Annotated in this window: 18 protein-coding genes, 1 other RNA gene and 1 pseudogene; 10 read left to right on the top strand and 10 right to left on the bottom strand. The window is 60.3% G+C overall.

Annotation, left to right across the window (positions count from 1 at the left end):
- Positions 1–112 precede the first annotated feature (112 nt).
- Positions 113–772: a glutathione S-transferase family protein gene (locus tag R3F00_RS15540; RefSeq protein WP_371282713.1), complete on the top strand. Its 660-nt coding sequence runs from the start codon at positions 113–115 to the stop codon at positions 770–772.
- Between the two features lie 21 nt (positions 773–793).
- On the opposite strand, the gene R3F00_RS15535 is transcribed toward R3F00_RS15540, so the two are convergent.
- A complete protein-coding gene (locus tag R3F00_RS15535) occupies positions 794–1,036 on the bottom strand; it encodes a hypothetical protein (protein ID WP_371282712.1) in 243 nt (80 codons plus the stop codon).
- Positions 1,037–1,308: 272 nt separating this feature from the next.
- Between R3F00_RS15535 and R3F00_RS15530 the strand changes: the two genes are divergently transcribed.
- A complete protein-coding gene (locus R3F00_RS15530; protein WP_371282711.1) occupies positions 1,309–2,592 on the top strand; it encodes a phosphatidylserine/phosphatidylglycerophosphate/cardiolipin synthase family protein in 1,284 nt (427 codons plus the stop codon).
- A gap of 38 nt (positions 2,593–2,630) precedes the next feature.
- Positions 2,631–3,083, top strand: a complete 453-nt coding sequence (locus R3F00_RS15525) for a hemerythrin domain-containing protein (protein WP_371282710.1) — start codon at positions 2,631–2,633, stop codon at positions 3,081–3,083.
- A 97-nt stretch (positions 3,084–3,180) separates the two neighbouring features.
- Here the strand turns inward: R3F00_RS15525 and R3F00_RS15520 are convergent, their stop codons facing one another.
- From R3F00_RS15520 to R3F00_RS15495, 6 genes are all read right to left on the bottom strand, one after another.
- Positions 3,181–4,131 (bottom strand): hypothetical protein, encoded by a 951-nt coding sequence (locus R3F00_RS15520; protein WP_371282709.1) that lies wholly within the window; start codon positions 4,129–4,131, stop codon positions 3,181–3,183.
- A gap of 63 nt (positions 4,132–4,194) precedes the next feature.
- Positions 4,195–4,491, bottom strand: a complete 297-nt coding sequence (locus tag R3F00_RS15515) for a hypothetical protein (RefSeq protein ID WP_371282708.1) — start codon at positions 4,489–4,491, stop codon at positions 4,195–4,197.
- Positions 4,488–5,084 carry a hypothetical protein gene (locus R3F00_RS15510; protein ID WP_371282773.1) on the bottom strand — a complete coding sequence of 199 codons (597 nt, stop codon included), beginning with the start codon at positions 5,082–5,084 and terminating at the stop codon, positions 4,488–4,490. The genes R3F00_RS15515 and R3F00_RS15510 overlap by 4 nt, the downstream gene beginning before the upstream one ends.
- Positions 5,085–5,335: 251 nt before the next feature.
- Entirely contained in the window at positions 5,336–6,172 is an 837-nt protein-coding gene (locus R3F00_RS15505) for an NrdJb (RefSeq protein WP_371282707.1), read from the bottom strand.
- Between the two features lie 234 nt (positions 6,173–6,406).
- Complete coding sequence (locus tag R3F00_RS15500) at positions 6,407–7,099, bottom strand: hypothetical protein (RefSeq protein ID WP_371282706.1); 693 nt, start codon at positions 7,097–7,099, stop codon at positions 6,407–6,409.
- A 95-nt stretch (positions 7,100–7,194) separates the two neighbouring features.
- On the bottom strand, positions 7,195–9,342 hold the full coding sequence (locus R3F00_RS15495) for an adenosylcobalamin-dependent ribonucleoside-diphosphate reductase (protein WP_371282705.1): 2,148 nt from the start codon (positions 9,340–9,342) through the stop codon (positions 7,195–7,197).
- Positions 9,343–9,810: 468 nt separating this feature from the next.
- Between R3F00_RS15495 and R3F00_RS15490 the strand changes: the two genes are divergently transcribed.
- The gene (locus R3F00_RS15490; RefSeq protein WP_371282704.1) at positions 9,811–11,187 is read left to right on the top strand and encodes a Do family serine endopeptidase; all 1,377 of its coding nucleotides are present in this window, start codon (positions 9,811–9,813) and stop codon (positions 11,185–11,187) included.
- A gap of 109 nt (positions 11,188–11,296) precedes the next feature.
- Positions 11,297–11,644, top strand: coding sequence for a hypothetical protein (locus R3F00_RS15485; RefSeq protein WP_371282703.1), 348 nt, complete (start codon positions 11,297–11,299; stop codon positions 11,642–11,644).
- Positions 11,645–11,648: 4 nt separating this feature from the next.
- Here R3F00_RS15485 and R3F00_RS15480 read toward each other — a convergent pair whose 3' ends face one another.
- Positions 11,649–11,945 carry a hypothetical protein gene (locus R3F00_RS15480; protein WP_371282702.1) on the bottom strand — a complete coding sequence of 99 codons (297 nt, stop codon included), beginning with the start codon at positions 11,943–11,945 and terminating at the stop codon, positions 11,649–11,651.
- 358 nt (positions 11,946–12,303) lie between these two features.
- Positions 12,304–13,518: an NAD(P)/FAD-dependent oxidoreductase gene (locus tag R3F00_RS15475; RefSeq protein WP_371282701.1), complete on the bottom strand. Its 1,215-nt coding sequence runs from the start codon at positions 13,516–13,518 to the stop codon at positions 12,304–12,306.
- A gap of 297 nt (positions 13,519–13,815) precedes the next feature.
- Here R3F00_RS15475 and R3F00_RS15470 point away from each other — a divergent pair, with 297 nt between their 5' ends.
- From R3F00_RS15470 to R3F00_RS15460, 3 genes are all read left to right on the top strand, one after another.
- Positions 13,816–14,421: a hypothetical protein gene (locus R3F00_RS15470; RefSeq protein WP_371282700.1), complete on the top strand. Its 606-nt coding sequence runs from the start codon at positions 13,816–13,818 to the stop codon at positions 14,419–14,421.
- A 203-nt stretch (positions 14,422–14,624) separates the two neighbouring features.
- Positions 14,625–14,888, top strand: a complete 264-nt coding sequence (locus R3F00_RS15465; protein WP_371282699.1) for a hypothetical protein — start codon at positions 14,625–14,627, stop codon at positions 14,886–14,888.
- Positions 14,889–14,906: 18 nt separating this feature from the next.
- Positions 14,907–15,770 carry a YihY/virulence factor BrkB family protein gene (locus R3F00_RS15460; protein WP_371282698.1) on the top strand — a complete coding sequence of 288 codons (864 nt, stop codon included), beginning with the start codon at positions 14,907–14,909 and terminating at the stop codon, positions 15,768–15,770.
- 165 nt (positions 15,771–15,935) lie between these two features.
- On the opposite strand, the gene rnpB is transcribed toward R3F00_RS15460, so the two are convergent.
- Positions 15,936–16,292, bottom strand: an RNA gene (rnpB, locus tag R3F00_RS15455) — RNase P RNA component class A.
- 372 nt (positions 16,293–16,664) lie between these two features.
- Here rnpB and R3F00_RS15450 point away from each other — a divergent pair.
- Entirely contained in the window at positions 16,665–19,094 is a 2,430-nt protein-coding gene (locus R3F00_RS15450) for an ABC transporter permease (RefSeq protein ID WP_371282697.1), read from the top strand.
- A gap of 180 nt (positions 19,095–19,274) precedes the next feature.
- Positions 19,275–19,585, top strand: a pseudogene (locus R3F00_RS15445) (benzoate transporter); the annotation flags it as partial.

Below are 19,585 nucleotides of genomic sequence, written 5' to 3'. Positions count from 1 at the left end.
ATCGAATCTGGATGGGTACCCCGGCATCCCGGCTCCGCGCCCATCCAGCTCTGGTCATTGCGCAAAGAGCGAATCAGAATGCATCTCGCATCAGGAACCTGGAGACCCGAGCATGTCACTCGCCCTGTACGGCCATCCGTTCTCTTCGTACACGCAGAAGGCACTTGTCGCGCTGTACGAGAACGACATTCCTTTCGAGTTCCGCTGCATCAGCCCGGACGAGCCACAGCATTCGGCCGACTGGCTGCAGCGCTGGCCGCTGCGCAAGTTTCCGGTACTGGTGGATGGCGAGCGCAGCATTGTCGAGTCCAGCATCATTATTGAGTACCTGCAGATCGCATATCCGGGCCCGGTGCAATTGCTGCCAACCGATCCGATGGCTGCGCTGCAGGTGCGCTGCCTCGACCGCTTCTTCGACCTGCACGTGATGGATGCCATGCAGATTGCGGTCGAGGCTGCACTTAAGCGCTTGCCGATCAGGAACGAGGAAGGACTGGCCATCGCCACCGAAAGGCTGGAGCGCGCTTACGCCTGGCTGGAAGGCCATCTTGCCGGAAAGACCTGGGCCGACGGCGATGCCTTCACCATGGCGGACTGCGCGGCTGCGCCTTCACTGTTCTATGCGGACTGGACCTACCGCATACCCGAACGCTGCCCCAGGCTGCGCGCCTATCGCGCACGTCTGCTCGATCGCCCGTCCTTCGCCCGGGCCGTGGACGAGGCTCGACCGTTCCGATCGTATTTCCCGTTGGGCGCACCGGATCGGGATTGAGACCCCGACTCGCACCTTGTCTCAGATTCGTTTTCTCTGCTCGCGCACAAGAACGCCGCGGAAGTCAGGCAGGTAATCCAGATTGCTGGCCACGCCGACTTGTTCCGCACCCATTAAGCGCCCGGTCGGCCTAATGGGGAGAAGACACTTGCCTGAGCTACAAAGATCGATCATGGCACCGGAAGCCGCCTTCACGTTGCCGACCTTTGATCGACGGTGGTTCGTGCCGCTGTCTTCCCGCTTGACCCCGCTGCGCGGCTGCATGCATCCGTCCGCCGCGCGGCACAGCGTCATCCTGTCTTGTCAACGCAATATTCCTCCGTACCCGCGAGCACTGCTGGAGAAGCGCATGGCGTCCTTGAAGTTTCCCGGGGCAATCCGGCTCCGACTCCTCGTGAATGGTGCGCCAGGGGTGCACGCGCTCAGCAGCAGAGCGGACCCCTTCGCGAACGTCATGGCGCCAGCCAATCCTGGACTTTTGCGTATCCAGCCAATAGTCCGTCCAGTCGTGTGATGCCAGGGACCAGTCAATGGGGATGCAATCGCGCAAAAAGCGAAACTGGACGATCGCGGCGACTGTCGCTGCGACGATCGCGGCGGTAGTGGTCGCCATGAATTTCGCCACCCCGGAAAAGAAGCTCCAGCAAACGATGCCGCACCGCCATGCGGTATCGGATCCCCAGTTCCGCAGAGAAATGGGGGTCATGCTGGGTCCAGGACTTCTTGGTGGAAACCACGTCGTCGCGCTCGAAAATGGTGACGAGATTTTCCCGTCCATGCTCGAAGCCATTCGTGGTGCCGAGCATACGATCAACTTCGAGACCTACATCTATTGGTCGGGCGAAATCGGAAAGACATTTGCCGATGCGCTGGCCGAACGAAGTCGGGCCGGCGTCAAGGTAAACGTCCTTCTCGATTGGGTAGGCAGCATCAAGATCGACGACGCCCTCATGAAGGAAATGAAGGACGCGAACGTCAAGGTCGAATTGTACCGACCGTTGAAGTGGTACAACCTTGGACGACTCAACAATCGCACGCATCGCAAGATTCTGGTGGTTGATGGAAAGATCGGTTTCACTGGGGGCGTCGGAATCGCGGACCAGTGGGACGGCGAGGCCCAGGATCCGGACCATTGGCGCGACCTCCATTTCAGGGTCGAAGGCCCGGTCGTCTGGCAGTTTCAGGCCGCCTTCAACGACAACTGGATCAAGACGACTGGGGAAGTACTCAACGGCGCCGAGTATTTTCCGAGTCTGACCGATGTCGGCGATCTGGATGCGCACATGTTTACCGCTTCGCCAGCGGGCGGGAGCGCCAGCATGCACCTGATGTACATGCTGGCTATCGCAGCTTCAAGCGAGACGATCGACCTGCAAGCGGCCTACTTCGTTCCTGATGACCTTATCGTCGAGGCATTGCTCGCCGCCCGACAGCGAGGCGTTCAGGTACGCATCATCTTGCCCGGTCAGCATATCGACTCGGAAAGCGTGCGCCTCGCTTCGAAAGCAAGTTGGGGGGATTTGCTGGAGCATGGCGTCGAGATCTACGAGTATCAACCTACCATGATGCACAACAAGATGTTGATCGTCGATCATGAAATGGTTTCTGTGGGCTCCACCAATTTTGATGGTCGGTCGTTCAGGCTTAACGACGAAGCCAGTATGAATGTCTACGATCACGCGTTCGCTTCGAGCATGAGCAAGGTATTCGAGCTGGATCTCGCCGAGACCACACGCTACACCTACGAAACATGGCAACAGCGCAGCTTGAAGGAAAAATTTCTCGAATCGATCGTTCGGCCGATCCAGTCACAGCTGTAGTCCGAAGATCGCCGCATCGCCACTGCCGGGAGTGATAAATGAACACCATCTACGATGAACTGCACGAGAGCCATGAAGAGCAGCGAAGCCTTTGCCGTGCCCTCGTCCGGACCAAACCGGGCGAGCATCGGCAGAGTGTTTTCACCCAGTTGAGAATCGAGCTGGCCGCACACGCAGCGGCCGAAGAACGCTATCTCTACGCGGTCATCCTGATGGAGGATGCAGGACTGAAATCCTCGCGCCACGCCTTGTCGGAACATCACGAAATCGACGAGATCATCGAGGACATACAGTCCACCGATCTCTCCAGCAGTGGCTGGTTGCCGAAGGCACGGAAACTCTCCGAAAAAGTTCACCATCACCTGCGTGAAGAAGAAAAGAAGTTCTTCCAGGTATCCGGAAAACTGCTGTCGGACACGGCCAAGGTGAAGCTGGGTCGTCAATACAAGAAGGACTACCTGAGGATGCACAAGAAACTTTCGGCAAAATGATCCCTAAGACAGTTCTCCGGCATTACCCGACTCCTGATCAATACACGAGGCCGGAACGGCTGCCGGGGGTATCGGGATAGAGGATAACTGAGGCGGATCATCGTTGAGTGCTTTTGCCTGCTGCTGATTCTGCAGACAGTGCGCAATAGGAAGAAGCGGCATGAATGCCAATTTTCCGGAATCCCTCTCGCAATTCGGCCAGTTTCTCCGGGCCCGGCCATCCCTGCACGTGGCTTGTCACCTTGCCGTTCTCGAGAAAGTAGAAGCCTGGCGACAGATTGAAATCGATAAACGGCCACTCCGAGTTCAGGTGGATCAGTTCCCGCGGCCACCCCGGTTGACTGGTGCTCCAGACATTCAGCACGGAAGCATCGGGAATATCGGATTGCGGCATGAGCCAGATCGAGTGGCGCGCCATCAGTTCGAACAAGTCACCCTCTTTCGCGATGTCCTCGGCAGCCTTCCTCGAAAACCCACAACCCGGCGGTGCCAGGACAATAAGGACAGGTCGGTCGGTCAGATTGAAGTCGTGCCGTACCAGGGTTTGCCCGGCGTCCTGAACTCGCCACAAGGTGAGTGATCCTTCGGCCAAACTTTCATCGCGCATTGCAGGCAACGGTTTCAGCCCGGCATTGTCTGGCCCAGCCGCAAAATTCCGCGAATCATCAAGCATCCTTGCACTCGTGTAACCATCTAGCATCTGCTGCCGCATGGTAGGCGTAGCCAACTGTCGACGCTCCAGCTCATCAAGGACCGTGCGCATTTGCCTCGCGTACGCGGGCTTCATTGTGTAAACGCTGATCGTATTGGCGGCCGCGAAGTAGGCATTGAGATCGTCGTCGGAAATATCCCCGATCGCCATACCCTCAGCCACGATCTGGATTTTCTCGAACTGCGCGTCAAGCGGCGCCGGGAAGTCATTCGACCTGTCATCGGAGCGCTCGATTTCGTTGAACTTCTCTATCGAATTGGCCAGTTCGCTTTTAGCCAAAGCGCAAGCATTCGAGAAAACCATTGCAGCTGAGAGAAACCACATCGTCAGCTTCATTATTCACTCCTTCGACTCAACGGCGCATCGAACTAAGCCTCACCTTCTTGTCCAGACTTCTTCCTAAGTGAAGTCCTTTCCGCTCGAACGAGATTGATCGTCTAGCTTTAGTTTGCTCATCAGATTGCTTCCGTCTTCTGCGAGCTCTGCAACATTTTTAAAGTATCGATTGTGGGTAACTCGCAAGGCTTTGATTGAACCGGCTTGAAGGAGGACTACTTCCCTAACCACACCATTGTTCATGAGTGAAATCTCAAGCTCCAAGCGTTCCTTAGCTGCAAGCTCGCCTTCACCATCTTCAAACTCCTTCAAGCTGGCAATCGAACCTGACGCCCGATCGTACTCAATGAGAAAGATCATTTGTTTGGCGATCGATTCATGTCGGTATGCACACTTCGCAACACTCGTAGTACGGCAGTTCTCCTCGAACGATAGTTCTCTTCGAGGATTTTAAGGTTCCTCCTGTACCGCTTTCTCTGTTCACGAGTAAACCCGGCGAGCTTCCAGAGCGTCCTGTCTCGCGAATCCTCTTCGTCTTCCAAGCCCCTAATTCCCTCAGATAACGACCTCAGGAACTTGAGCGCTTCCCCATCCCCTTCGCCATACTTGATCCTCGAATCAATTGTGTCGGCCATTTTCTCCGAGATTTCAGCCCAAAGGTGCTGGGGAAGTGTCCTAACTTGCACCTCCACAAATCGTCCAGACATATTTGCCACTAGATGTACGGCACGATATCCATGGGTCGGATTCGCTCTCCGATCAACAATTCGAGGGGAAGTCAAGAACGCATTGAGCGCGTCCACCGCCCTGTTTTGCTTAGGAATATCGTCGACAATGATTCGACAACCAGCAATGTCTTGTATTTGACTTAGACGCGAACTTTCACGTCGCAACTTATCAAGAATTGCGCTTGTAGACTTGGATGGCCGACCGGTTACAGGAAGATGCAACATTTGCTGAGAAATCTTGATCACCTTCTGATAGGCAGGACCAAACGACCGCCTATATCGATCGAGTTCAATCAATGCGTCAGCAGAGAAGCTTCCAGCCCTGAGAAGCTCACCCAATCTATCTACTTTTGCTGAGCCTAGACCATTCGTTGAGCTATCCAACATTCTCGCCTTTCTCAATAAATTCCATTCGACGAGGACCGGCAGAAATAGGTAACAAGTTCCTTGAGGCTAAGTATGAGAACTTCTAAGGCTCACCCACACTTCGAATAGCCACAATTCAGGCACGTTGCACACCCATCCATGATGATGGTCGCGTTGGTGTTGCACTTGTGGCACATCGTGGCGCCGGGCGGGAAGCTCGGGGTGTCGTCTTCGGCTTCGGCGGGGGAAGGCATCGCGGCTGAATCCGCTCCTACAGAAGCAGATGCGGAGGAGCTGGGTCCCGGCGTTCGCCGGGATGACGAGTCGGAGGAGGTCGGCGATTTGGCCGACTTCGCGCTTACGTCAGACTTTTTTTTTGACTTGGCTTCGTAGGCGGCGCGCTTTTCAGCAATCAGGGCGCGCTGGGCGGGATCCATTTCCGGATCGTGCAGCAGGCCGATCATCTTCATGTGGCGCTCGATGACGGCACCGAGTTCGGCGACGATGCTGGGCATGTAGATGCCACCGGCCTTGAAGTAGCCGCCACGCGGATCGAATACGGCCTTGAGCTCCTCGACCAGGAAGGTCACGTCGCCGCCCTTGCGGAACACGGCCGACATGATGCGCGTGAGCGCGACGATCCACTGGAAGTGCTCCATGCTCTTGGAGTTGACGAAAATCTCGAAGGGCCGGCGCAGTTCATGCTCGGTACCCGGATTCAGCACGATATCGTTGATGGTCACGTACAGCGCGTGCTCGACCAGGGGCGACTTGATCTTGTAGGTGGCGCCGATCAGCTGATCCGGGCGCTCGACCTTTTCATGCATGTGGATGACTTCGGCGCTGGCCGGTTCTTCCACGATAGGGGTGGCGACAACGGCGGCCGGCTTTTCATCCGGCTGAACAACGTTGTATGCCTTGATCTTCTTGTTGATCTTGATCGCCATGCCGGCGTACTCCTGAATTTCTTGCCTGCCGATCACATGGGGAGACGGTCAGTGCTTGCTATTGCGTCGGCGCTGATGGCGCCTGTTCTTGTACCGGCGGTGGCCGGTTATTGCTCAAGATCGGTTTGAACCCTGAAACAATCAAGCGCCAGCGGGACGGTGAAGTCCCGCGTGCGCCCTTTACGTCAGTCATCGAAGCGCCCTTTCCTCGATACACGTGGAAAGGGCTGTCGATCACCTGCGGCCTTTCTTGCCGCCTTTCTTTGCGGCCTTTTTCGGCGCTGCTTTCTTTGCAGCTTTCTTTGCAGCTTTCTTGGGCGCTGCCTTCTTCACGGCTTTCTTGGCCGCCTTCTTGGCCGGTTTTGCCTTCTTCGCTGCCTTCTTTGCGACCTTCTTGACCGCTTTCCTGGCCGCTACTTTCTTCTTCGCCGCTTTCTTGCCGGCTTTCTTCGCGACCTTCTTCACGGACTTCTTGGCGGCTGCCTTCTTGGCGGCTGCCTTCTTGACGACCTTCTTCGTCGCTTTCTTGGCGGCGGCCTTCTTGGCGCCGGCCTTCTTCGCGACTTTCTTGACCGTCTTCTTGGCCTTGGCCTTCTTTGCTGCGGCCTTCGGCTTGGCCTTGGACACCGCTTTCTTGGCCTCTTCGGCTTTCTTGGTGACGGTCTTGGCGGCCTTCTTGATCTGCTTGGCCGCGGACTTCTCGGCCTTCTTGATCCGGGCGACCACGGTCTTCACGCGCCTTGCTGCCTGCTTGCGTGCCTTCTTGACCTTGGCGACCGCCTTCTTGCCTGCCTTGGTGGCAGACGCCTTGGCTTCAGCTGCGATATCACCGGCGGAGCTGGCGACGGCACCGGCCGCGTCAGAAATTGCACCGCCCATTTCCTTCAGACTGTCTTTGACTTCTTCAACCGGACTATCGGTACTCATGTTTCCCCTCTCCGCGCTAGTTTGATTGGTAATCAGGAACAACGCACTTCACATCGATCGACATGCGCCAGGCGCACGCCGGATCCGCACCCGCCTCAGAATTTGCCGTAATAGCCTTCCTTCAAGGCATCAAAGAGATTGGCGGCCGTGTGGACTTCGCCATCGTACTCGATCTCTTCATTGCCCCTGGCTTCCACGATTGACCCGTCTTCGAGCTCGAACCGATACCGAGTGTTCTCCAAATCGTGCTCTTTGACCAGTACCCCCTGGAATGCCGCCGGATTGAAGCGGAAGGTGGTGCATCCCTTCAGACCTTGCTGGTGGGCGTAGTGGTAGATGTGCTTGAAATCCTCATAGGGGTACGAGGTCGGCACATTGGCGGTTTTCGAGATCGACGAGTCGATCCATTTCTGCGAGGCGGCCTGGATATCGACATGTTCGGTAGGGCTGATGTCATCGGCCGAAACAAAGTACTCGGGCAGTTTTTCCTCGGCGACTTCCGAGAAGGGCATGGCCTTGCCATTGATCAGTTCGCGATAGGCGAGCAATTCATAGCTGAATACCTCGACCTTCTCCTTGGACTTCTTGCCCTCACGGATCACGTTGCGGCTGTAGTGATGGGCAAAACTCGGCTCGATGCCGTTGGAGGCGTTGTTGGCCAGCGACAACGAGATCGTGCCGGTCGGCGCAATCGAGGTGTGATGGGTGAAGCGCGCGCCGACTTCGGCCAGCTCGGCGACCAGTTCCGGCGCGACCGAGGCGACGCGCTGCATGTAGCGGCTGTACTTCGCATGCAGGATGCGGCCGGGAATCGAATCGCCGATCTTGTAACCATCTTTGACCATTTCCGGACGCTTGCGCAGCATTTCGCCGGTGATCCTGAAATCGCGCGTGAGCACAGGTGCTGGGCCCTTTTCCTTCGCCAGGCCCAGGGCGACTTCCCAGCCGGCCACGGCCATTTCGCGCGAGACATCTTCGGTGAACGCACAGGCATCGGGGGTGCCGTAGCGCTTCTTGAGCATGGTCAGGGTGCTGCCGAGACCGAGGAAGCCCATGCCGTGACGGCGCTTGCTTTCGATTTCCTCGCGCTGCTCCTCGAGCGGCAGGCCGTTGATTTCGACCACGTTGTCGAGCATGCGCGTGAACACGCGCACGACCTCCTTGTACTCCTCCATGTCGAAGCGCGCCTTCGGGCCGAACGGGTCGCGCACGAACTTGGTCAGGTTGACCGAACCGAGCAGGCAGGAACCGTAGGGCGGAAGCGGTTGTTCGCCACAGGGATTGGTCGCGCGGATATGTTCGCACCACCAGTTGTTGTTCATCTCGTTGACGCGATCGATCAGGATGAAGCCGGGCTCGGCGAAGTCATAGGTGGACACCATGATCATGTCCCACAGATGTCGTGCGCGGATCTGGCTGTAGATCTTGCAGGCCACGAGGCCGTCATCGCGGACGACATAGTGCTTGGTCGTCGGCCATTCGCGCCAGACCACCTTCTCGGCGTCGGCCAGGTCGATCTCGTGCTGTTCCTTGATGTGGATGGGGAATACCAGCGGCCAGTCGCCATCAGCCTCGACCGCCTCCATGAAGCCGTCGGTGATCAGCAGGCTCAGGTTGAACTGGCGCAGGCGGCCATCCTCGCGCTTGGCCCGGATGAATTCCTTCACGTCGGGATGCGAGACATCGAAGGTGCCCATCTGCGCACCGCGACGACCACCGGCCGAGGACACGGTGAAGCACATCTTGTCGTAGATATCCATGAACGACAGCGGGCCGGACGTATAGGCGCCGGCACCCGACACGTAGGCGCCACGCGGACGCAGCGTCGAGAATTCGTAGCCGATGCCGCAGCCGGCCTTCAGCGTCAGCCCGGCCTCGTGGACCTTGTCGAGGATGTTGTACATCGAATCCTCGATCGTGCCCGAGACGGTGCAGTTGATCGTCGAGGTCTTCGGCTTGTGCTGGTTGGCGCCGGCGTTCGAGGTGATGCGGCCCGCCGGAATAGCGCCGCGGCGCAGCGCCCAGAGAAAACGTTCGAACCAGTAATCCTGCTTTTCCTTGCTGGTCTCGACCTCGGCAAGGGCGCGAGCGACGCGCTGGTAGGTGTGGTCGATGTCGACGTCGACGGCCTCACCCTGTTTGGACTTCAACCGGTATTTCTTGTCCCAGATATCCAGGGAAGCGGGTTGAAGCGGAATCTCTACCGCGCCGCGCGCGAGCCCCTCTAGTCGCACCGTGCTCATTGCCAGCGAATCCTCCAATTTCTTCTTCTGTGACCGGGATATCCCCCCGGTTTCGTTATTGCTTGCCACGTCACTGTCACTTCATTACTGACGGATCAGCGCCGCCAATGCGGACAGAATGCCCTTGGGCACTCTCCGAAACGCTCCACAACCGCTAGGTTTTCCCGTGTCCGCACACACAAGATGTTGTGGTGCCGCCAACCCCGTACCCTACGCCCGGCCCTGACGCTTGTAAAGGCGAAATTGCCCCCGCAGGCCCGGCAACGCGGCAGGGCCTGCATGGGCCCGCGTCCCGGCTGGATCAACAGGGTCCCGGATGAAACCGATTGCGCTCCGTGCGGTCTGTGTGGGTGCCCGGAATCCCGCATCGCGCCCCGCGCCGGCCAGCATGCGTCATCGCGCTGCGTGAGGATCCATGCAGAATGCATTGGCCGACGCCAATACCTCCCCTCATCACGGAACTCGTTCATGGACCACCTATCGTGCTTGCGTCCCCTGCCGACCCGAATCCTGATGTCGCTGGCCTTGTGCCTGTCTGCCGCGACCGCCCTGGCGGGACTGCCACCGGCAGTCGACGGCCAGCCGCTGCCGACCCTCGCACCCATGATCGACAGGGTCACTCCGGCCGTGGTCAACATCAATACGCGCACGCGGGTCCAGGTACGCGATCCGTTTTTTGACGACCCGATGTTCCGGCGCTTCTTCAACGTGCCCAACCAGCCGCGCGAACGCATACAGCAATCGCTGGGATCCGGCGTCATCGTCGACGCCGACAACGGCTACGTGCTGACCAACAATCATGTCGTGCAGGGTGCGGACGACATCGACGTGACCCTGCACGACAATCGCACGGTCTCCGCGCGCGTGATCGGATCGGATCCTGACACCGATCTGACCGTACTGCAGATTCCGGCAGAAAACCTGCAGGCCGTGCCACTGGCCCGGTCCAGGGATCTGAAGGTGGGCGACTTCGTGGTCGCGATCGGCGACCCGTTCGGGCTCGGCCAGACCGTGACATCCGGCATCGTTTCGGCACTGGACCGGACCGGCCTGCGCCGCGGCTATCAGAATTTCATCCAGACCGATGCTTCGATCAATCCGGGCAACTCCGGCGGCGCCCTGGTCAACCTGCGCGGCGAGCTGGTCGGTATCAATTCGATGATCTTCTCGCCGTCGGGTGCCAGCGTCGGTATCGGCTTCGCCATTCCCAGCGACCTGGCTGCCAACGTCATGCGCCAGCTGGTCGAGTTCGGCGAGGTCAGGCGCGGGGCGCTCGGTGTCGATACCCAGGACGTCACTGCCGATATCGCTGCCATGCTGGCCATCGAGGTCGGCAAGGGAACCGTGGTGACGCGCGTTCGCAATGCCACCCCAGCCGCCGATGCAGGTCTGCGTGCAGGCGATGTCATCACCAGCATCAATGAAAAGCCAATCGGATCGAGCCAGGAGCTGCACAACATCGAGGGTCTGACCCCGGTCGGCACGGCGGTCCGGGTCGGCATTCTGCGCGACGGCAAGCCACTGGTCGTCAACATGGTCCTGAAAGCGAGCTCGACCGTGAGCGTGCGTGGAGAAGACATCGATGCGCGCCTTGCCGGCGTGCAACTGGCCGACCTCGCGGCGGACCAGCAACGCCCCGGCCTCAGCGGCAGCGTGGTTCGCGCCATCGACTCGTCGAGCCCGGCCTACCGGCGCGGCCTGCGCCAGGGCGACGTCGTCATCGGCATCAACCAGCGCAATATCCAGGACACCGATGATCTGGCCCGACTGCTGGAGCAGCCGCCGCGCCAGCTCATGTTGAGCGTGGTGCGCGGGCAAACCCTGTTCTATCTTCGTCTGCAATAGGCCGGCCGAAAATCATACCGCCCCGGCTTCCGTTCCGGCGAGGTGCAAAGCCGGGTAGATTGGCGCCATCCTTGAATTCCATGGTGCGAGCCGGGGAGCAGCCACACGCATGAAGGTCATCGAACAATTCCATAGCGCCCTGAACCAGGGGCTTGCGGCAGACATTTTCAACAACCTGCGCAACCTCGTCACCTGCACGCTGATCCTGGCGGCTGCCATGGCGGCGCCGCGGCACCACGCGACATTCAACGTCTTCGGCAGTTTCGAGTGGTACATGGGCGGCTTCATCGCCCTGGTCGCCTTCCTGCTGGCCGCGCTCAACCTGTACGACGGCGCCTACCGGATCATCCGGCGACGAAGACACGGCTCCGTCGTGATCATTTTCACGATCGTCTATGTTCTGCTCTCGATCCGGATTGGCCAACTGGTCTGGGAGCTGAGATTCCTCGGCCTCTGAACCCTCATTCGCCTGGATAGAGCTTGTCTACCTCGGCATGCACGATGGCGAGCAACTCGTCGTACTGGCGACCAGAGAAATATTCCCAGACGTCCGGCCAGCTACGGAAGCTGACCTTTTCAACCTGATCGTAGTCGTCAATCGCGATATCCGCGGCCTGCTTGTCGGCAGCCGCTGCACGCAGCGTTCCCGCCCAGGCCATCACGCCACGGGGTGGCCGGTTTGTCAGCGTGATTGCCAGATAGGTGCCGTCGGCAAGCGGGTGCGCATCGCGCACATGGATCGATCCCTTCCTGAGCACAAGATCACCCCTTTCAAGTTCTCTGATGCTACCGAGATTGATTCGGACTGGAAAGAGTAGTTCTTGAAAGTGCTATTGCTATCAAGTGAAAGGACCATGGGTCTCCTGCTACCGGCGCCGGTTCAGCTTTGCGGGAATTGGAGCTGTCTGCGAGGGAGGCGCCGGCCCGGCACCTGCACAACCGACGCCCTTCGAAATCCGACATGCCGGCAAGTATCGGGCGTGCGAGTCGTGCCTGCCCGGGACGCGCTCGGGAACAGGCGGATACCGGGAACCTCGTTGACGACCTGTATCAGGGCGACCGATCCGGAGTCCTGAGTCTTCTCAAGACAGGTACCCGGTTCGGAACGGTGCGGACTCATGATCCTTGCCCTCTGTCGAACGAGAACAGGCGCGCACACGGATGGGCAACGCCCTGGATCGTGTCGCGGATGATGTCGGCACCAATCGCGCTGTAGGTGATGCCATTGCCACCGTAGGCCATTGCGAAATGGACACGCGGGCCATACTGCGAGTGCGCGCCGAAGTACGGCAAACCGTCCTGGGTCTCGGCGAATGTACCGGCCCAGGCGAACGCGATATCCGGTGATATCGCCGGGAAACGGGCGCTGAATTTCCGCTTCAGTGTTTCGGCTTTTTTTCCGACGCTGGCATCGCGCTTGAGCGGTACGTCGATCGCGTCATCCTCGCCACCGACAATAAGCCTGTGGTCCGCCGTCGTTCGCGTGTACAGGTAAGGTCGTGCGGACTCCCAGACCACGCAATTCGCCAACGCACCGAGTGCCTCCGGCATGGGGTCGCTTACGAAGGCATAGCTGCTGCGGTTGCGGGCGACGCGCTCCGAAAGGAACGCCTGCGATTCATAACCGGCTGCAATGACGACGTGCTTGCAGCGCAGGCGTTTTCCGTTGGCCAGCTTGACGTTGACGCCTCGCGCGGTTGGGGAAACCTCCGTTGCCTGGGTTCTCTCGAAAAGCAGGGCACCTTTCCTCGCGGCAGCAGTCAGCAGACGCCTGGCCAGCTGCACCGGGTCGACCTCGGCCGCCACGGCCGATAGCAGGCCAATCTCTGCATTGAGGTAAAAGCGTTCCTTGAGCTCGGAGCTTTCCAGGCACTCGAGGTCAAACCCGTGTTCCTTTCGCAGCATCCCTTCGCGGCGAACGCGTCGGTCGTGATACCAGTGACTCGAAAAGTACAGGCTCTGCATCGACCGCGAATCGACGTCGCGCATGGGCCGCGCAAGTCGCACCAGCGACTCGACCGCTTGCTCACACGCTCGATAGGCCAGCACCGCGTCGTCCATCCCGAACTGTCTGGCCAGCGCCTGCAGCTCGACATCGATTTCGTATTGCAGCAAGGCGGTGCTGGCTGCGGTACTGCCCCAGCCAGCCTGGCGCTTGTCGATCAGGCAGACCTGCATGCCGGCATCGACCAATTCCCGCGCTATCAGTGCAGCAGTAATTCCTGCGCCGACGATTAGCACATCGCAGCGATGGTCATGCTCGAGTGGCGGGTGAAATTCCGCCTGCGCATTCTTCAGCATCCAGTACGGAGAGCCACTCTTCAGATCCATTGCTGTGTGCAAATGCAGGAGGACGGGTGCGCATCGTCGTCTGCTCTTCATGAATCGCGACCAAAGGAATCCGGCTGTCCATGAACCGATGATTAGCGGCCGCCCGGAACAGTGTCCTTCCGGGCGCTCCTGCACCCATATCCAGATCGGCCAAATGTTCGAGCGGCTTGACCATTCTCGAACGCCGAATGAATGCGCACTGCGCGCCATTCTGCAGATTCACGAAGGGTTGTGGCAGGTACCGTTCTATTGATACGAACAACTGCACATCCGCACGTTGTCAATCGGGAGTAGGCAATGCAAAAGAAATACAACGATCATCAGGTCGAGGAACTGCTCCGTCAGGCACTGGAGACAGAGCGCGGGGGCATCAAGATCTACACCACGGCCTTGAAAGCTGCAGTCAACAAGGATTTGCATGAAGAGTGGGCCGGGTACCTCGATGAAACCCGGACTCACGAACGAGTGCTGACCAGCGTCTTCGAGGAGCTCGGGCTCGACACGGAGCAGGCGTCGCCGGGGCGTTCGGTGGTTGCCCACATCGGCGATTCGCTGGTCAAGGCCATGGAGATGGCGATGCAGAACGGTGATCGGGAAGCTGCGCAGCTGGTTGCCGGAGAGTGCGTCGTCCTCGCCGAAACCAAGGATCACCTGAACTGGGAACTCATCGGTCATGTGGCGAAGCATGCCAGCGGCGACGTCGCCCGCGTCCTCAAGAAGGCCTACGAGGCGGTCGAGGAAGACGAAGATCACCACCTCTACCACACAACCGGATGGACGCGGGAACTCTGGATCGACTCGCTCGGATTCCCGGCCGTACTCCCGCCCCCGGAAGAGGTAAAGAATGTTGAAACGGCCATCGGCGCATCCCGAGCCGAGCATGCCCGCGAATCAATGTTGTAGATATCGCTGGGGTTACCTGTTTCGCAATGGCTACCGGCCAGCGTCGTGCACCCCGACGCCACGCTTCTGAGGAACATCCAACTGAACCCGGCCCTGCTCCCCTCCAGACAGAGCAGGCTGCAGGGCCGGGCAATCAATCCCTATTCAGGAATGCGGGTCTAAGCTGCTTGCAAGTAGCACACCCCACAATAATGGAGAGCGACATGACACAGGAATTGCCCGCAGCACACGAAGTCGGCATGCACGATGTCCAAACATCGAAGTTGGCGCCCGGCGCTTCGGCTGCCCCGGAACTGGGGGATGTCGTCGACGCGCTCGATGAAGCGGCTTCTTCGCTCAAGGCGGTGGTTCGGCACCAGGCCCGCTCCGTGTTTGATGACGTCGACAGCTACGTACGCGATCAGCCTCTTGTGGCACTCGCCATCGCCGGGGGCGTCGGCTACCTGATCGCACGCCTGACGCGCTAGACGACCCTCAGCTGAAGGATGGCCCCACGACACCTCCTCAAGCGAATCCTCGACGCGGTCGCCGATTTCGTATCGCATGATCCGCTTACCCTGGCTGCGTCGATCGCTTTCTATGCAGCGCTATCGTTCGCTCCGCTGATCGTGATCAGCCTGTGGGCGGCCAGCCAGTTGTCGCCGGGCGCGGAAAAGGCCCTGATCGATCAACTCGGCTTCCTGCTGGGCAGTCAGGTACGGGAAAGCGCCACTACCGTCATGGAGAATGCCAGGGACAGTCCGTTCAAGGAATCGGCCACCGGCATGCTCAGTCTTGTTGCGCTCGCGGTATCGGCAACGACGGCATTTGCGCAATTGCAGGCCTCGATCAACGCGGTCTGGGGTACGGCAGGAACACCGAGCAGTGCGGTCTGGGCCTGGGTTCGTCGACGCCTGCTCTCGTTCGGCATGCTGGCAGCGATTGGCTTCCTGCTGACGATAACGCTTGTAGCGACCAGCGCAATCGGGCTGGTACTGACCCGGCAAAGCGAATTGTGGTCAGTGCTCAACGAGCTCATCACTCTGGGCTTGTTCACCCTGGGCTTCGGCTTGCTGTTTCGCTTCGTGCCCGACGCGCGACTGCCCTATCGCTTCACCTTCATGGGCGGAGCACTGACTGCAGCCTTGTTCGAGTTCGGAAAATGGGCGCTGGGCGGCTATCTGGCATCGACCACGACCGCCGATGCCTACGGCGCGGCAAGCTCGCTGATCCTGTTGTTGATCTGGGTCTACTACAGCTCACTGATCGTCCTTATCGGCGCGGCGCTGACCCGCTACATCGCCGAGGCCTACCTTGGACCGATCAAGCCCTCGTCGTCCGAAGCGGACGCGGCCGCCGACGGCTCGTGACCACAGCCATTCCTGACGCAGCGCTTGTACATGCCTCCGCGAAAGGCGCCTGGGCGGGCAAGCCAGCCATTCCGGGTGCCTGAGAACACGGGCTCGAGGACGGCGTACCGGCGGAACGTATCCCCGGCCGGCAAGCCCGATTCCGCAACGCGACAAATCGAAAGAAAAAGGAGTCGGCCGATAAGCCGGGTTTTGTCGTGGGCAGCCATTCCTCTGGATCCTGCGTCGCCGCAGGATTCAAGCAACCAACCCGGGAGCGACGCGGGCCGCGCCATAGCTCCCCTATTTGGTCTTGCTCCAGGTGGGGTTTGCCGTGCCATGCGGCGTTGGCCCCGCATGCGGTGTGCTCTTACCACACCGTTTCACCCTTGCCACGCACATCCGAAGATGCCGTTCGGCGGTTTGTTTTCTGTTGCACTTTCCGTCAGCTCGCGCCGCCCAGGCGTTACCTGGCACCTTGCCCTGCGGAGCCCGGACTTTCCTCGCCGTGCCGAAACACGTCGCGACTGCCTGGCCGACTCCAGCGCACAGTCTATCGGGTTTGCGCGCGCAGCGGCGCGCCGGTCGCTCCGTTGGGCCGCTGCGATCGCTGATGCGCGACGGCCAGGTGTTCATCGACGGACAGTGGTCTGAACGCAAACGAACACCCAAACGCCCGGAGCCCGCGCTGGAGAGCGATTCCCTGCCATTCGGACCATGGCATGGCGTTTGCTGATGTTCTGACCGATGGACGGCCACCCTGTGACCGTTGCGGTTGACGCGAACGATTTGCGCGAAGGCCGGTACACCGATTGCCGTATTCGTGCATCCAATTGCGAAAGCTGCTGTAGCCAGGCTCGTCACTACAACCTGCCGGTCGCGATCGATCGCGACCGGCGAAACCAAGGATCACTGATGCGACTCGGACTCTGGATCGGCGAACTCATCCACGCCATGCGCCGCCTGAAGGGCAGTCCCGGCTTCACGATCACCGCAGTGGGCATGCTCGGTCTGGCGATCGGCGCGATGGCCGGCTTGTTCTGCGTGGTCAACACCGTGCTGCTCGATCCGCTGCCGTTCAAGGATCCTGATCGGCTCGTGTATGTCGCGGCGACCGCACCCGGTTCGGAAATGCCCGGCGAATTCGGCGTCGCGCCGGAGTTCTACCTGCAGTACCACGAGCAATCGAAACTGCTCGAAGACAGCGCGCTCTACTACTCCTCCACGTCGACGCTACGCACCAGGGATCGCGTCGAACGCATCCGCATGGGGTTTCCAACCGAGTCGCTGTTTTCGACGCTCGGCGTGCAGCCAGTCCTCGGGCGCTTGCCGGTCAAGGAAGACGGCACGCTCGCCGTGGTTCTTAGCGATTCGTTGTGGAGTTCGTGGTTCGGCCGTGATCCTTCGGTGATCGGCCGGACGATCGATGCATCGGGCAAGCAGCGCACAATCATCGGTGTCATGGGACCGACGTTCCGTTTCCCGACCGATGACACGATGCTCTGGATTCCGAGCACGCTCGATGCAAGTGACATCGACAAGCCTGGTGATTTCGGCGGCAATCTGGTGGCCCGCCTTGCGCCGGGCGCCACGATCGAAGGCGTGACTCGGGAGCTGAATACTCTCGCCAGCCGCCTGCCGGAGCGCTTCGGTGGGTCGCCCAGCTACGTGCGCACGATCGAGAAGCATCAGGCGGTCGTGCGGCCGCTCGAGGATCAGCTCCTCGGCGCTGCCTCGCGCCCACTGTGGATCCTGCTCGCGGCAGCGGCGATCGTGCTACTGATTGCCTGCGCGAACGTGGCCAACCTGCTGCTAGTGCGCATCGACGGGCGTCATCGCGAGATGGCGATGCGTAGCGCTCTCGGCGCAAGTCGCAGCGAGCTCATGCGCATGCAGATCGCCGAACTGCTCGTGATCGCCCTGTCGGCCGGAATCGTCGCGATTGCGCTGGCCGCAGTCAGCTTGCCGCCCCTTCTTCGCGCCGTGCCTTCGGGTGTCCCGCGCCTCGACCAGGTGCACCTCGATATTTCAACGCTGCTGTTCACCCTGGCGATTGCGATGGTTTCCGCCCTGCTGTGCGGTTTCCTGCCGGCGGGGCGCGGCGCCCGACCGAATCTTTCGCGCCTGCGCGAAGGCGGCCGTGGCATGACCCGGCAAGGTCACTGGCTGCGCGACAGCCTCGTGATCGCGCAGACCGCGCTCGCCCTGGTATTGCTGATCGGCTCGGGCCTCCTCGTGCGCAGCGCCTACGCGCTCTGGCACACGCCCCCGGGCTACTCCACCGAGGACATTTTCACGTTCCAGTTCGCCCCTGATCGACCGTCTCTCGATGATGCCAATGCCTACGCGCAATTCGACCTGAACTTCCTTGATCGACTCAAGGCGCTGCCGGGCGTGCAATCGGTCGGTCTGGTTGAGAACATGCCCCTGAATGAACAAACCGCGACCATGCGCGTGCGCACGCAGACCTCGAACAGCGATGGCGGCGAAGGCGTGCTGCTCAATTACAACTACACCGCCGGAGACTATTTCGGGACCCTGCAGATCGCCATGCTCGGAGGCCGTCCATTCAATGCGGAGGATCACGGCAGCGCACGCGGCCATGTCATCCTGAGCCGCACGGCAGCGGAACGCCTGTTTCCAGGACAGGACGCGCTCGGCCGCCAGATCCAGCGGGAAGGCCAGACGGCATGGGAGACGGTGATCGGCATCGTCGACGATGTCATGCAGGACGGGTTCCGTGATACACCGCAGCCTGCCATCTACTTTCCGCTCGTCGACACCAGTGCCGATGGAGGCCGAAAGGTCTCCTCTCCCGCCTACGTGATCAAGACGTCGCGCGCCGAGACGATTGCCCCCGAGGTGCGTGCGCTGGTCCGCGAGGTCGCGCCCGAGGCACCGATGTATCGCGCCTTCACCCTGGCCGGCCTGGCTCGGGATTCGATGGCGCAGTTGTCGTTTACCCTGCTCACCCTGGGCATCACGGCTGGCTTGTCATTGCTGCTCGGCGCGATCGGACTGTATGGCGTGCTCTCCTATATCGTGAGCGAACGCACCCGTGAGATCGGCGTGCGCATGGCGCTCGGCGCACAGGCCGCGCAGGTCCGCGGCATGGTTGTCGCGTACGGCGCACGCGTGGTCGGAATCGGCGTGCTCGTCGGCATTGCTGCCGCGCTGATGTTCACGCGCGCGCTCGGCAGCCTCCTGTTCGGCGTGCAATCGGTGGACCCGACAACCTTCGCGCTGATGGCGGTCGCGATGGCAGCCGTCGGCCTGCTGGCGAGCTACCTGCCGGCTCGCCGTGCCTCGAATCTGGATCCGGTCGAATCCCTGCGCAAGGAGTAGTGGCCCCGGCTGCGGGCCGGGTCGTCCGCCGATCCGGCCTCGACTGAATGCAGCGATAACATCGGAGGTACGACGGGACACCCTGCGTTGAGGCAGGGGGTCGCCTCAGCTATGCTGCCGCGCTGCGCCGAGCGCCTTTGCCATCCCGCCGAGTCCCATTTGATCAACCGACACTCCGACGTGGTAGAGAAGTCCTTCTGGCGCGCTGTCATGTTTGCCGTGCTGGTCGCTGCGTCGAATTTCGGGCTCTGGGCCTTCCTCAATCGCCCGACCCAGATCGCCGACTGGACCGGCCGTGTCGAAGGCATGGCCTTCAGTGCATTCCAGCGTTACCAGGATCCGACCAAGGATCTGTTTCCCAGCGAGGCCGAACTGGCCAGCGATATCCGCATGCTGTCGCGCCACACCAAGCGCCTGCGCACCTATTCCTCGGTCGAGAGTCCGCAGATTCCGCGCCTGGCCGCGTTCTACGGCATGGAAGTGCTGTCGGG

Source organism: Dokdonella sp. (assembly GCF_041395345.1).
GTDB lineage: Bacteria > Pseudomonadota > Gammaproteobacteria > Xanthomonadales > Rhodanobacteraceae > Dokdonella.
This window is presented reverse-complemented; position numbering and strand designations above follow the sequence as displayed.

Excerpts from the sequence above, each read along its gene's own strand:
- R3F00_RS15540 (WP_371282713.1), top strand. The coding sequence starts at position 113 with ATGTCACTCGCCCTGTACGGCCATCCGTTCTCTTCGTACACGCAGAAG.
- R3F00_RS15535 (WP_371282712.1), bottom strand. The coding sequence starts at position 1,036 with ATGCAGCCGCGCAGCGGGGTCAAGCGGGAAGACAGCGGCACGAACCAC.
- R3F00_RS15530 (WP_371282711.1), top strand. The coding sequence starts at position 1,309 with ATGCAATCGCGCAAAAAGCGAAACTGGACGATCGCGGCGACTGTCGCT.
- R3F00_RS15525 (WP_371282710.1), top strand. The coding sequence starts at position 2,631 with ATGAACACCATCTACGATGAACTGCACGAGAGCCATGAAGAGCAGCGA.
- R3F00_RS15520 (WP_371282709.1), bottom strand. The coding sequence starts at position 4,131 with ATGAAGCTGACGATGTGGTTTCTCTCAGCTGCAATGGTTTTCTCGAAT.
- R3F00_RS15515 (WP_371282708.1), bottom strand. The coding sequence starts at position 4,491 with ATGATCTTTCTCATTGAGTACGATCGGGCGTCAGGTTCGATTGCCAGC.
- R3F00_RS15510 (WP_371282773.1), bottom strand. The coding sequence starts at position 5,084 with ATGTTGCATCTTCCTGTAACCGGTCGGCCATCCAAGTCTACAAGCGCA.
- R3F00_RS15505 (WP_371282707.1), bottom strand. The coding sequence starts at position 6,172 with ATGGCGATCAAGATCAACAAGAAGATCAAGGCATACAACGTTGTTCAG.
- R3F00_RS15500 (WP_371282706.1), bottom strand. The coding sequence starts at position 7,099 with ATGAGTACCGATAGTCCGGTTGAAGAAGTCAAAGACAGTCTGAAGGAA.
- R3F00_RS15495 (WP_371282705.1), bottom strand. The coding sequence starts at position 9,342 with ATGAGCACGGTGCGACTAGAGGGGCTCGCGCGCGGCGCGGTAGAGATT.
- R3F00_RS15490 (WP_371282704.1), top strand. The coding sequence starts at position 9,811 with ATGGACCACCTATCGTGCTTGCGTCCCCTGCCGACCCGAATCCTGATG.
- R3F00_RS15485 (WP_371282703.1), top strand. The coding sequence starts at position 11,297 with ATGAAGGTCATCGAACAATTCCATAGCGCCCTGAACCAGGGGCTTGCG.
- R3F00_RS15475 (WP_371282701.1), bottom strand. The coding sequence starts at position 13,518 with ATGGATCTGAAGAGTGGCTCTCCGTACTGGATGCTGAAGAATGCGCAG.
- R3F00_RS15470 (WP_371282700.1), top strand. The coding sequence starts at position 13,816 with ATGCAAAAGAAATACAACGATCATCAGGTCGAGGAACTGCTCCGTCAG.
- R3F00_RS15465 (WP_371282699.1), top strand. The coding sequence starts at position 14,625 with ATGACACAGGAATTGCCCGCAGCACACGAAGTCGGCATGCACGATGTC.
- R3F00_RS15460 (WP_371282698.1), top strand. The coding sequence starts at position 14,907 with ATGGCCCCACGACACCTCCTCAAGCGAATCCTCGACGCGGTCGCCGAT.
- R3F00_RS15450 (WP_371282697.1), top strand. The coding sequence starts at position 16,665 with ATGCGACTCGGACTCTGGATCGGCGAACTCATCCACGCCATGCGCCGC.